The organism is Synechococcus sp. CBW1006 (assembly GCF_015840525.1).
In the GTDB taxonomy this organism is placed as follows: domain Bacteria; phylum Cyanobacteriota; class Cyanobacteriia; order PCC-6307; family Cyanobiaceae; genus CBW1002.
In genome coordinates, this window is record NZ_CP060396.1 from 2,227,116 (window position 1) to 2,239,473 (window position 12,358).

Consider the following 12,358-nt stretch of genomic DNA (forward strand, 5'->3'; position numbering starts at 1 on the left):
GCGGCGGGCCGGCTCAAAGAGGCGGCTAGTGTGCCGTCCCGGAGATTTGTGAGCAAAGTCGCTGGAGCTTTTCAAGTATTGAGTCCGCCGTCGCGGTCCAGTTGAACGGCGCCTTGGTCTTGTTGTAGGCCGCCACGAACTGCTCGATCTTGGCGATCAACTCCTTGACGCTGGAGAAGCTGCCGCGCCGGATCGCCCGCTGGGTGATGATCCCAAACCAACGCTCCACCTGGTTCAGCCAGGAGGCGTAGGTGGGTGTGTAGTGCACGTGGAAGCGAGGCCGCTGCGCCAGCCAGGCCCTCACCTTGGCGTGCTTATGCGTGCAGTAGTTGTCGACGATCAAGTGGACATCAAGCTCCTCGGGGACGGACCTCTCGATCTGGCGCAGGAACCCCAGGAACTCCTGATGCCTATGGCGTGGCTTGCATTGGCTGATCACCTCGCCTGTTGCCACATCCAGAGCAGCGAACAGGGTGGTGGTGCCGTGGCGGATGTAGTCATGGGTGACGCCCTCGACGTAACCGAGGCCCATGGGCAGCAGCGGCTGCGTCCTGTCCAGAGCCTGGATCTGTGTCTTCTCGTCGACGCAGAGCACCATCGCCTTGTCAGGTGGATTCAGATAGAGGCCGACGATGTCTCTGACCTTCTCGACAAAGAAAGGATCCGTCGACAACTTGAACGTCTTCTGGCGGTGCGGCTGGACGGAGAAGGTCTGCAGCCAGCGGTGAACGGTTGTTTTGGAGATACCTGTGGCAGCCGCGAGTGAGCGCGCGGACCACTGGGTACTGCCGTCGGTGGGTTTGGTCTGCAGGGCCCGGTTGATCACCTCAGCCACCTTGTCGTCTTCATAGGTGCGGGGCCGGCCGGGCCGCAGCTCGTCATGGAGCCCTTCCAGTCCAAGGTCCCGGTACCGCTTGCGCCATTTGCCAACGGTCATCCCCGTCAGTCCCATTCGTTTGGCGATCGCCGTATTGGTTTCGCCTGCTCCGCAGGCCAGGACGATCTGGGCTCGCTGCACGATCGAATGCGGCAGCGACCGGGAATTCGCAAGGGCCCGCAACTGCTGAGCTTCGTCCTCGCTGAGGACCAGCGGAGGCATCGGACGACCAAGCGCCACAGGGCACCTCGGGTGACACCCCTGATTTTAGCTGTTATTTCCAGGACGGGACACTAGGCAGCACTGTGACATCGGAGGCCATGTGAGTTTCGCTTACCTGAATTCCCTGGTCATCAAGAAGGTAGGCGGCTTCTATGCCGGTATTGTTGGCCACCAATTCCCAAAGGGCCGCATCAAAGTCCTGCCGCTTCGCCTTCTGCAGGCCTGCGCACCCTTGTTGGGCAAGTCGCTGCAGGTCTAAACTCTGCTGGCGGCGGGCCTTGAGTGAATCAGTGGCATGGGTGCGCTGTTGACGTGTTGCCTGAGCAAGGGGCTCCAGCAGGCTAGGAAGATCAAGCTGTTCAGCTTTCCTGGCCCTTGCAAAGAAGAAACCCTGCAAAAGCTCCGCTCCCAACGAGGCACAGGTGTCAACTTCGGCATGGGTTTCAACCCCTTCGGCCAAGACCATGCAGCCGATACTACGACTAAGATTAACCAGGGATTTTATTGTTTCTTGCTTAAAGAAGTCGCGATCCACATGGGCCACCAAATGGCGATCGAGTTTGATGATGTGGGGACGCAGCTGGGCGATGCGGGGCAAATTACTGTCACCTGCTCCAAGATCGTCAAGTGCAATGAGAAAGCCATGCCGGCGATAAGTATCAACGAAGTCTCGTAGGGACTCGAGATCATGTACCCGGCTTTCATTGACTTCGATCACGACGTCGCTGGGTTCAAGACCCGAGGCCTTGACCCTCTCCAGCAGCCAGCCGGAGCCCAGGACCCCACGATCGATCACTGAAGACTCGAAGTTGAGAAACAGCAGCGGACGGCAGCCTTCGGCGAACCGTAGACGGCTGTAGCTCTCCAGGGCCTTCAAACGGCAGAGCCGATCCAGTTCCAGCATGCGACCGGTGGTTTCCGCTTCCAGGAACATCTGCACCAGGCCCATGGTGCGCGGCCTGGCCAAGGCCTCGATTCCAACAACAGATTGATGGCGGAGCGAAAGAATCGGCTGGAATTCAATATCTAAATCCTGATTGGTCAGCAGCTCAGCCAAGGCATCGCAACTGGTCTGGTCATCCTGTTGTGGAATCTCTTCAGACAAGCTGGTATCGAGTGAAATCTGCGCCTGTGGGGTGGCCGTAGTCTCCCTTCGAGTCCGCGGGGCTGGATCTTCCATCCTTGGGAAAGGAGTAAGCACGTCAGACCCTCGCTTCGCAACGAGCGTCCTGAGAAATTATAGTAAGAGCATGGCTGTGAAAGGCTTTGTATTCGCCAACACGGTTGCAAGCTTTCACTCCGCTTTGGTTCTGTTCTTGCTGATCGGGTTCAGCCTCTCAGGAGGCTTGCCGGCGGGAGAGATCCCTGCAGTTCTGCGGGTCACGCGATGGAAGCCTGGGTCAGGTTGAAACCTTGAAATCGATGCAAAGCACGAAAGCCTGATCTGAATCATGCTCGAACACCACGGTTACGGTGCGACAAGGTCGCCCAGTAGCAAGACTGATATAGCTGTCCGTGGTGTAACGCTGCAGCCCAGCATGGATGAGACTGAAAAAATACTCCTTGTAAGAGTGGTCCGTGCCGCGGGGAGCTGGACCGAATAGCCGGCTTTTGAGGCCAATCACTGGATGGGACATGTGGGTTTGGCTCACCTGAATCCCTTGGCTGTCCAACAGGTAAATGGCCTCGATCTCAGGGTTGTTCTGCACCAGTTCTTTCAGAACTAAATCAAAATTTTCGGGAGTGCAGTCCTGCAATCGTTCGCAAGCGATTCCGGCGAGTCGATGTAGGACGCTGCCAACTTGTTTCCGGGCGTGGAGGGTATCCACGGCATTGTCCCTCTGCCGTTGCGAAGCAGAGACCAAGGCTGGCAACAAGGCAGGAAGGTCGAGGTGGACAGGAGCCTTGGGGCGATCGAAGTGAAAACCCTGGAATAACTCAGCGCCGAGAGAGGCGCAGGCATCCACCTCCTCCAGGGTCTCGACGCCTTCCGCCAGGACGAGACTCCCAATGCTGCGGCAGAGATTGACCAGCGACTTGATCGTTTGCTGTTTGAAGAAGTCATGATCCACTCCGGCGATCAAGTTGCGGTCAAGCTTGATGATGTGGGGCCGCAGCTGGGCAATGCGGGGGAGGTTGCTGTCACCGGCGCCAAGATCGTCGATGGCGATAAGGAAGCCGAGATCGCGATGCGCATCCACAAACTTCCTTAATGAGTCGGGGTCGAGTACCTTGCTCTCATTCACCTCGATCACGATATCGTTGGGATTGATCCCGTAGGACTCCACCGTGCTCAGCATGGATCCCGAGTGAACCACCGCTCGGTCGATCACCGAAGCCTCAATATTGACGAAAAGCAGAGGCCTTGTCCGGCCAATCGTGGGCAAGTGCCTGTAGGCCTCCAGCGCTTTGCGGCGACAGAGGCGATCCAGCTCCAGGAGCCGACCAGCGGCGGCCGCCTTGGCAAACATTTCACCCACGCGCATGCGGTGCGGCCTCGCCAGCGCTTCGACCCCCACCACGGTCTTCTGACGCAGCGACAGGATCGGCTGAAAGTGGATATCCAGTCGCTCGTGTTCGATCAGGTCGTGCAGATCGGGTAGCCATGCATCCACCCGTGAACCGGACGCCTCGACCCCACCTTCCTCAAGCACCTCCAGAAAGGGCCGGGGGGATGGTCGGATGGGCTTCCGGGGTAGGTAGAGATGCCGATGGGGCTTGTCAGACTGGTGCCCATCCAGGTGGCGGGGGGGGGCGGGATCCAAGATGTCGGCAGAGGACTGACCAAGTGCCTCCTCACTCACCCGATCAGAATCGGGGTCGGGACGGTCTTGCGGAGAATGCTCCTCGTGCCGTGTCATCAAGCCTCCTGCACGGCCCGTTGAAGCTGATCTGCTTCACTCTATGCAAGATTGCCGGAATTTCGATGCTTCCCCCGCGCCGGCCACACACATCTCAGCCTGTGGTCGGATCGGTGGCGGCTGGGCAAGAATCCAGGTCAACAGCGGAGGCATGCAATGCCGTCATCCCAGCCATCCCCGTCGAGCCAACCGATCGAGTCGGCGAAGAATTTCGCCAGCCCGGAGCATCCCCACAACTTTGAGGCGCAGAAGGAGGTGCATCAACAGATTCGTAACGATCCCGACTACGACGACTGGGAATACGGCACGGAACCCTTGCCCCATGAGGCCTGGATCGCCGCGCGTGAGCGTGGCGCCCCGGCTGTGCCGGACTCAGATCCTGGGGCCGGCGGCACGGGGGTGTAGGAGGCGCACCAGACGCAACCCCACCAGGTACAGCAAAGTCATGGTCAGCCAAAGGCCGGCGCCATGACCCTGGCGATCCAGCAGTTGGCCGGCCAGAAGGGGTGCGGTCAGGGCGCTCACGGCGAAGCACTGGGAGAACAGTGCCAGGGCAAGCCCCTGGTGTTTCAGGGGTGTGAGTTCCACTACCGCCTCGCTGGCGATCGGCAGGAAGGCAGCCTGACCCAGCGCCAGGGGTAACTGGGCCAGCATGATCAACCAGGCTCCACCCACGTGGAGGGCCGAGACTGCCAGCAGCAGGCTGCCGCAGGCGAAGCACACCAGGCTGAGCCCGAGGCCCGTGCCCACCGGTCGACGGGCCAGGGCCTGCCCCACGGGCCACTGCAGCAGCAGCAGCAATGCCAGCTGCAATCCGATCATCAGGGCGCCCTGGCTATCCGGAAGGGGTGGCCGCTGCAGCCCGCCGCGCACTAAGTCGAGCGGAAGGGCGCTCTGCATCAGCGCCGGCATCGCTGTGGCCAGCACCGTCAGTGCCAGCAACGGCAGCAGCGGAGGCAGCCAGCTGCGCCAGGTGTCACCAGTCCTGGAAAGGGATCGGGGCCTCGGATCGGGCAGAGGACGCAGCAGCAGCAGCAGGGCCATCACAACCAGGCAGGCAATGTCCACCAGATAGATGCCCCGCAACCGGCCGCCCCAGGCCAGCAGGGCCCCGAGCAGCGCCCCCGCTGCGATCCCGGCCGCATCAGCGCTGCGTGCCAGGGCATAGCCCCGTGCCGAAGAAACCGGCTCGCAGCTCAAGGGCACCGCCAGCTCGATCGCCGGCCAGTAGAGCCCCATGGACGCCCCCAGCAGCAGCTGGCCCTGCAGGAAGCCTGACCAGCCCCAGGCTCCCGCCAGCAGGCTGTCACCCGCCAGGGAAAGCAGCACTGCCATCAGGACGGGGACCGTGCAGTTGAGGCCCCGATCCAGCAGGAGGCCACAGAGCAGGCGCCCACCGGTGCCGGCCAGGGCCGCCAGTGCCAGTCCCTGGGTGACGCTGCTGGCGCTGAAGTCGGCCTGGTGGAACACCATCGGAGTGAGATAGACCACACCGCCAGCCCCCAGAGACCCGATCAGCCGGATCAGGACCAGTTCACGCAGAGGCGCGGGAAACTGGTGAAACCAGGAGCCCGCTCGGGCCACCTCTTCTGCAACCGTCTCTGACTCCGCTGTTTCCTCCGTCAAACCGCGCACGCTGTCTCTGGTCTGCGCTGGCCAGTCTGCTGCTGGGCCTGATCGGGCTGCCGGCCGAGCCCGTGGCAGCGGCAGAGCGCCTGCACGTGCACCTCGACGGTCTGGAGATTCCGATCGACCTGGAGCAGCTGGAGGCCTGGAGCCGCCGCCGGACCCGACTTCAGGACAGCCAGCTCGGACCTGGCGATGACTTCAGCAAAGGTGAGCTGGCGGTCTGGCTGGAGCTGATGGATGGGCGCAGTCGCAACAATCTGAGCCGCCTGCTGCGGGGTCCACTGCTGCGTTCCCGAACCTTCGGCGAGCAGCTGCTCACCAGCTGGGCCGGCCAGCGGATCCTCGTGGAGGTGGGCAGTCTTCTCACCGACGCCGATGGTCGCGATTCCACCGCCCTGCTGCAGGACACCCTGCGGCGTCTGTTGGAGGAGCGGGGCGAGGTCACCGTGCTGGATCTGCTGAGTGCCATGCCCGCCGACGATCTGCACCTGCAGCTCGACACCCTGCTGGCCCAGGCGGAACAGTGGCGCGACCAGCTGCGTCTGCAGCAGCGGGCCCTGCGACGGCTGCGCCGGATGGAACTGCCGGATCGCCAGGAGCGTCCCCTGGCCTTCAGCGAGGCTCCGGAGGTGCAGATGCAGCGCCTGCTGCTTCCGGTGGATCACCGTGACGCTCCCCTGCCGCTGGAACTCTGGCGTGGCCGCAGCACGGAGGCGCCAGGCCCCTGGGTTCTGCTGATGCCAGGTCTGGGCGGCAACTCCGAGCAGCTGGGCTGGCTGGCAGCTGCCCTGGCGGATCGGGGATGGCCTGCCGTGGTGCTGCAGCACCCTGGCAGTGATGCCGGGGCCATGCGGGCCCTGCTGGCCGGAGCAAAGCCTCCGCCCGGGGCCGAAACCCTGCCGGATCGGCTGGCCGATCTGGAGGCCGTGCTGGCGGCAGAGGCCCATGGTGTGCTGCCGCCGATGGGAGATGGTGTGGTGCTGATGGGCCATTCCCTTGGCGCCATGACCGCCCTTCTGGCCAGCGCACCTGCGCCGGAGCCCGGGCTGGAGCGCCGCTGCCGCGAGGCCCTGCGCCGCCTGCCGATCACCAACCTCTCAAGGCTGCTCCAGTGCCAGATGGCGGATCTCTCGTTGGAGCTGCGCCCGCCGCCCTCTCTTCAGGAGGGAACACTGCGGGGGGTGGTGGTGCTCAATGGTTTCGGCAGCCTGCTCTGGCCTCGGCGTGGACTTGATCGCCTCAGCGTGCCGCTGCTGATGGTGGGCGGCAGCCTCGACCTGATCACGCCGCCGGTGAGTGAGCAGCTTGAGCTGTTTCTGCCCTCCAGCCAGCCCCGCAGCCGCCTCGTGGTGGTGGATGGGGGTAGCCATTTCTCTCCTGTGCGGGTCTCACGCCGTGGGGAGGTCCTCTTCCAGCTGGGCGAGGAGCTGGTGGGGGTGGAGCCGCAGCGGGTGCAGAACCTGATCCTGCGGGTCAGCGTCGAGTTCCTCCAGGGCCTGACGGGTCCTGACCTGCTTCCGCCCCAGCACCGACTGCAGGAGGGCGTCGGCGCCTATGTGCTCGACGCCGCAGCGGCCCGCCGCTGGCAGAAGGATCTGAGCCGCTGATGGCGGATCAGAAGCGGATGCGGGGATCCAGCAGGGCCACCAGCAGATCCACCAGCACCGTGACCATCACCACCAGCGCCGCCACCACCACCACGATCCCCTGAACCACGGGATAGTCCCGCTGGCTGATCGCCTCCTGAAGCCGGAAGGCGATGCCGGGCCAGGAGAAGGTGACCTCGATCAGCAGGGCCCCGCCGATCAGGGAAGCCACCGTGATGCCGGTGATGGTGAGCACCGGCAGCAGGGCATTGGGCAGGGCATGGCGCAGCACCACCCGCGCCTCCCCCAGGCCGCGGCTGCGGGCCGCCTCCACGTAGTCGGAGTCGAGGGCGCGGCGGAGGTTGAGGCGCAGGGCGTTGTCGAAGATGCCGCTGAGCAGCAGGCCGAGGGTGGCGGCAGGCAACGCCAGATGGCGCACCGTGCCCTGCAGCTGGCTCCAGTTGCCCGCCCTGAAGCTGTCGAACAGGTAGAAGCCGGTGCCGGTGGGGGGCAGCAGGGACGGAGGGAAACGGCCGCCCACCGGCAACCAGCCCAGCCAGACGGCAAACACCAGTTGCACCAGCATCGCCGCCCAGAACGGCGGCAGGGCGTAGGTGCCGATGCCATAGAGGCGTCCGGCCAGGTCGAGTTTTCCCTCCGGCCGGGCGATGCCGCTGAAGCCCACGGCCAGACCCACCATCGCCGCCAGCAGCAGGGCCGTGACCCCCAGCTCAAGGCTGGCCGGCAGGCTCTGACGAATGATCGCCGCCACCGGCTCCTGGCTTGCCTGGGAGACCCCCAGGTCACCGTGCAGGAGATTGGCGATGAAATGGCCGTATTGCACCGTCAGAGGCTGATCGAGGCCCAGCTGCTGGCGCAGGGCCTCTCGAACCGCGGCGGGTGCTTTGGGGCCCAGCAGGGCATCGATCGGATCACCGGGCGCCACCCGCAGCAACAGAAACACCAGGCTGGCGATCAGCCAGAGCATCAGGGGCGCCAGGGCCAGGCGGGCCCCCAGATAACGCAGCAGCTCGTTGCGGCGACTCATCGGCCGGCCTCCCCTCCAGAACCGGATGCCGTTCCGGGACCCAGTCGATGCAGCGCCTCCAGCCGCACCCGCCCGGATCCATCAAAGAGGGGTGGGCTCACCTGGGCGCCGCTCCAGGCGCCCTCCTCCATCAGCCACACCGGCAGATAGGGCACTGCGGCGGCTGTGCGCCGCTGGATGGCGCGCAACAGGCCAATCCGCTCAGGGCCTTCCACCTGGCTGCTGAGCACCAGTTCCCGATCCAGGCCAGGGGCGGTCCAGAAGGAGCCGCTCAGGGCACTGTTGCCCTTGGCGCAGCGGTTGCCCTGGGGCTCCTGACAGCTCAGCAGGGGGGCGAGAAAATTCTCGGCGTCGGGATAATCGCCGATCCAGTCGTAGAAGAACAGCACCAGGGCTCCATTGGCGAGCTGGTCGTAGGCGGTGGTGGATTCCATGCCGCTCACCTCCAGGGTCACGCAATCGCCCAGGTCGCGCCGCATCTGGGCCTGCCAGGTGAGGGCGAACAGTCGGTCACTGGGGATGTCGGAGCGGAAGGTGAGCGGCAGGCTGAAGCGTTTGCCGTCGCAGTATCCAGCCGCGCGATACAGGCGACGCGCCTCGGCGGGGTCGTAGGCGGGCCAGGCACTGGGATCGGAACCCGGCAGGCTGGGGGGCACCAACTGTCGCAGCGGCGGACGCATCCCCAGGCTCACCCGGCGGCTGATCGTCTGCCGGTCCAGGCTGTGGGCGATGGCCTGGCGCAGGGTGGGATTGTCCAGGGGCGGCTGGTCGGTGAGCAGCGAGAGGAAGCCGATCGAGAGTGCCGGGCCGCGGGCCTCATGCAGCCGACCGGCCAGGGCATCGCGCCGCAGGGCCTGTTCGTGGTCGATCTCCAGGCCGCTGGAGAGCAGAACGTCGACTTCGCCGCTGCGCAGCGCCCCGAACAGGGCGGTGGAATTGCTCAGGGTGACCAGATCCATGCCGTCATTGGCAGGTTTTGGGCCCCAGTAGCGCCTCCAGGGGGTGAGCCGCACCTGCTGGCCGCCGAAGAAAGTGAGCTTGTACGGCCCCGTACCGACGAAGCGCTCGTTCAGCGGCTTGTCCAGATGGTTGCGATAGGCGGTGGGGGAGATCGGCGTCAGAACAATGGCCGACAGCAACCGCGGCAGGGGGCTGAAGGGTTGATGCAGTTCCAGTTCAATCTCGTGGCTGCCGCTGGTCCTCACCTCCTTGACCCGATCACTCAGCTGATAGCCGAGGGTGCCGATCGCCATGAAGCGCTTCAGCGAAAACACCAGCGCGGCGGCATCGAACGGGGTTCCGTCGTGGAACAGCACGCCCCGGCGCAACGGGATGCGGGCCCTCAGGCCATCGCTGCTGATCGTGGGCAGGGCCGTGGCCAGCCGGGGTTCGAGGCGGCCATCGGTGGTGACGGCGTAGAGGGGGTCCCCCAGGGCACTGAGCACCTGCATCGCCCCGATCCGGGAGGCCTTGGCAGGATCAACGGAATCGATGCGGCTCTTGGTCGCCACCACCAGACGGGTGGGCGAACGCTGCGGCTGGCAGGCCGCCAACAGGGGCAACAGCAGCGCCAGGGCCAGCAGCGGCAGCAGAGATCCCGGGTGTGAGCGGAGGCAGCGGACAGGGGCCAGGACTCTGGAAATGGGGAGGTCCGGTGCCGACAGAGCAGAGGCGAAGACGGAATCAGACAGAGCTGGGGACAAGGTCACCGCTCGAGTGGGGCCATTCAAGGCCAACGGACCGCCTGTGATGGGCAGGACTCTGTCGCCTTCAACGATGGCTTGACCATCTGCAGAGAGACAATCCGGCAGGGCGGGTCTCAGGAACGGGACGCGAAAGGCTGGGGACGATGAGGGGCTGGCGTGACGCAGCCGGGCTGGAGCTGCTGAAGAGGCAACTCAAAAACCGGGCAGCCATGGCGGGCAAGGGGCCAGCGGCGCAGCCAGCAGCGGTTCCCGGCCTGATCAACGCCGATCACCTGATACAGCTGCTGATCATCGCCGCAGATCCGGATGCAATCGCCCTGATGCGGGGGGGTGGACGTGAAGGTCATGGTCGGGGGAGGAAAGAAACAACGCTCCCGGATGTCCGGCGGTTCCCCCACCCTTCCGATGGCGGCGGGGCGGGGTTGTGCGCTCGGCTACTGGGTAGCCGGTCGGTGAGGGGATGGCGACCTGGACTCGGGGGCTGAGGGGCGTTGCCTGAGGCTGGGTGGTGCCTCTTTTCTTCAGGATTGCTTCAGTGTTTGGCCGTCACTCTGCCGCATCGACGGGGTGCTTCGCCAGGGGGGTCAGAGGGTGCGCAGGCAGGCAGCCACCGCCTCCACTTCGGCCAGCGCTTCGATCGCATCGAGGGCAGTACGGAAATGCTGCTCCAGCACTTCGTGGGTGATCGCCACGATTTCAGCGGCGTCGTTCTGCCCTTCGAATTGCACGATCGACTGCAGCGAGACCCCCGCATCGCCGAAGCAGGTGCCGATCCTGCCGATCACACCGGCCTGATCGCGGGTCTGGAGTCTCACATAGTTGCGATGCCGCGTGCGGGATCCGTCCACCAACCCGCAGCGGCGCCAGCTGCCGGCTGCCAGCAGGGGATCGAGCTGGCCCGGCGCACCACCTACCTGGCGAATGCCGGCGATGTTGAGGATGTCGGCCACCACGGCCGAGGCGGTGGGCCCGGCACCGGCGCCTGGGCCATAGAACATCACCTGGCCCACCGGATCGCCTTCCACCAGAATGGCGTTGTTGACGCCATGCACGCCTGCAAGAGGGTGCTGTCTGGGCAGCAGGGTGGGATGGACCCGCACGTCCAGCAGCTCGGTGCCATCGTCTGCGGTGCCGAGGTGCTGGGCGACGGCCAGCAGCTTCACCACGAAGCCCAGCTGAGCGGCGTAGGCCACGTCGCGGGAGTCGAGCCGGTCAATCCCCTCCGTGGGGATCGAGGCCCTGGGCACGCTGCCGCCGTAGGCGAGCCCGGTGAGGATGGCGATCTTGTCGGCCGCGTCGCCGCCTTGCACATCGGCGGCGGGATCGGCTTCGGCATAGCCCAGGCGCTGGGCATCGGAGAGCACGGCGTCATAGGCGGCCCCCTCCTCAGCCATCCTGGACAGGATGTAGTTGGTGGTGCCGTTGATGATGCCGCTGACCCGTTGCAGGCGGTTGCCGCCCAGCGACTGCTTCAGCGGCTCGATGATCGGAATGCCGCCTCCGACAGCCGCCTCGATCAGTACGTAGACGCCCCGTGCGGCGGCGGCAGCGGCGATCTCCTCGCCATAGCGGGCGATCACGGCCTTGTTGGCGGTCACCACAGACTTACCGGCAGCGATGGCCCGCAGGATCAGGGAGCGGGCGGGCTCCAGCCCTCCCATCACCTCAACCACGATGTCCACCGCCGGATCGTCCACCACCGCTTCCGGGCTTGTGGTGAGTACCTCCGGGGCCAGGTCCACGGGGCGAGGCCGGCTCAGATCCCGCACCGCCACACGACGCAGGGCCAGCTGGCCCACGAGGGGATGGCGGCCTTCGGGGCTGCTGAGAATCGCGGCGACACCGGCTCCCACCGTCCCCAGACCGAGCAAGCCGATGCCGATGGTCATGTCGCTGACGCCCCTCAAACCACTGATCCTAGAAATCCGCTCTGAATTCAACCGTTGCCCAGGGCCGGAGCGTTGCCCAGCGCCGGATCTTCGCCCTGAGCACCGGCCTCGTCTTGTGCAGCAGGCTGGCCCAGCCTCACGGCCTGGGACTGCATCATCCGCAGGATGTTGAGAAACCCGTTGGCCCGAGATGGGGTCAGGCTCGCCTGCAGCCCGGTGGCGGCGATGAAGGCGGGATCCACCGCAGCGGCCTCCGCCGGCGTCAGCCCTTCAAGACCCTCGATCAACAGGGCCAGCAGGCCCTTGGTGATCTGGGCGTCGGAATCACCCTGCCAGTGCAGCGTTCCATCGACCAGCTCCCCCACCACGAACACCTGAGACACACAGCCCTTCACCTTGTAGGCGTCCTGCCGGAACTGATCGGGCAACGGCGCCAGCTTCTTGGCCAGCCAGAGCACGTATTCGTAACGGCGTCTGGGCTCGGCGGTGCTGCCGAGCTTCTCGACGATGCGGTCGAGGGAGGGACTTCCGCTGGCCATC

The 12,358-nt window shown here is 65.0% G+C and carries 11 protein-coding genes; 2 read left to right on the forward strand and 9 right to left on the reverse strand.

Annotated features, from left to right (window positions below):
- Positions 1-25: 25 nt before the first annotated feature.
- The 3 genes from H8F26_RS10720 to H8F26_RS10730 all read right to left on the reverse strand — a co-directional run bounded on the left by H8F26_RS10720 (position 26) and on the right by H8F26_RS10730 (position 3,753).
- Positions 26-1,099 carry an IS630 family transposase gene (locus H8F26_RS10720; protein WP_370594615.1) on the reverse strand — a complete coding sequence of 358 codons (1,074 nt, stop codon included), beginning with the start codon at positions 1,097-1,099 and terminating at the stop codon, positions 26-28.
- A 52-nt stretch (positions 1,100-1,151) separates the two neighbouring features.
- Positions 1,152-2,204, reverse strand: coding sequence for an EAL domain-containing protein (locus H8F26_RS10725; RefSeq protein ID WP_197153925.1), 1,053 nt, complete (start codon positions 2,202-2,204; stop codon positions 1,152-1,154).
- 295 nt (positions 2,205-2,499) lie between these two features.
- Positions 2,500-3,753 (reverse strand): EAL domain-containing protein, encoded by a 1,254-nt coding sequence (locus H8F26_RS10730; RefSeq protein WP_197153926.1) that lies wholly within the window; start codon positions 3,751-3,753, stop codon positions 2,500-2,502.
- Positions 3,754-4,116: 363 nt separating this feature from the next.
- Between H8F26_RS10730 and H8F26_RS10735 the strand changes: the two genes are divergently transcribed.
- Positions 4,117-4,365, forward strand: a complete 249-nt coding sequence (locus tag H8F26_RS10735; protein WP_197153927.1) for a hypothetical protein — start codon at positions 4,117-4,119, stop codon at positions 4,363-4,365.
- On the opposite strand, the gene H8F26_RS10740 is transcribed toward H8F26_RS10735, so the two are convergent.
- Complete coding sequence (locus H8F26_RS10740) at positions 4,333-5,544, reverse strand: MFS transporter (RefSeq protein ID WP_231605137.1); 1,212 nt, start codon at positions 5,542-5,544, stop codon at positions 4,333-4,335. The genes H8F26_RS10735 and H8F26_RS10740 overlap by 33 nt on opposite strands.
- A 137-nt stretch (positions 5,545-5,681) precedes the next feature.
- Here H8F26_RS10740 and H8F26_RS10745 point away from each other — a divergent pair, with 137 nt between their 5' ends.
- Positions 5,682-7,196, forward strand: coding sequence for an alpha/beta fold hydrolase (locus tag H8F26_RS10745; protein ID WP_231597759.1), 1,515 nt, complete (start codon positions 5,682-5,684; stop codon positions 7,194-7,196).
- A gap of 7 nt (positions 7,197-7,203) precedes the next feature.
- On the opposite strand, the gene H8F26_RS10750 is transcribed toward H8F26_RS10745, so the two are convergent.
- From H8F26_RS10750 to H8F26_RS10770, 5 genes are all read right to left on the reverse strand, one after another.
- A complete protein-coding gene (locus tag H8F26_RS10750; RefSeq protein WP_197153928.1) occupies positions 7,204-8,223 on the reverse strand; it encodes an ABC transporter permease in 1,020 nt (339 codons plus the stop codon).
- Positions 8,220-9,926, reverse strand: coding sequence for an ABC transporter substrate-binding protein (locus H8F26_RS10755; protein ID WP_370594616.1), 1,707 nt, complete (start codon positions 9,924-9,926; stop codon positions 8,220-8,222). The genes H8F26_RS10750 and H8F26_RS10755 overlap by 4 nt, the downstream gene beginning before the upstream one ends.
- Before the next feature lie 116 nt (positions 9,927-10,042).
- Positions 10,043-10,276 (reverse strand): hypothetical protein, encoded by a 234-nt coding sequence (locus H8F26_RS10760; protein WP_197153929.1) that lies wholly within the window; start codon positions 10,274-10,276, stop codon positions 10,043-10,045.
- 237 nt (positions 10,277-10,513) lie between these two features.
- Positions 10,514-11,818: a homoserine dehydrogenase gene (locus H8F26_RS10765; RefSeq protein WP_197153930.1), complete on the reverse strand. Its 1,305-nt coding sequence runs from the start codon at positions 11,816-11,818 to the stop codon at positions 10,514-10,516.
- Positions 11,819-11,865: 47 nt separating this feature from the next.
- Entirely contained in the window at positions 11,866-12,357 is a 492-nt protein-coding gene (locus tag H8F26_RS10770; protein ID WP_197153931.1) for a SufE family protein, read from the reverse strand.
- Between the last annotated feature and the right edge of the window lies 1 nt (position 12,358).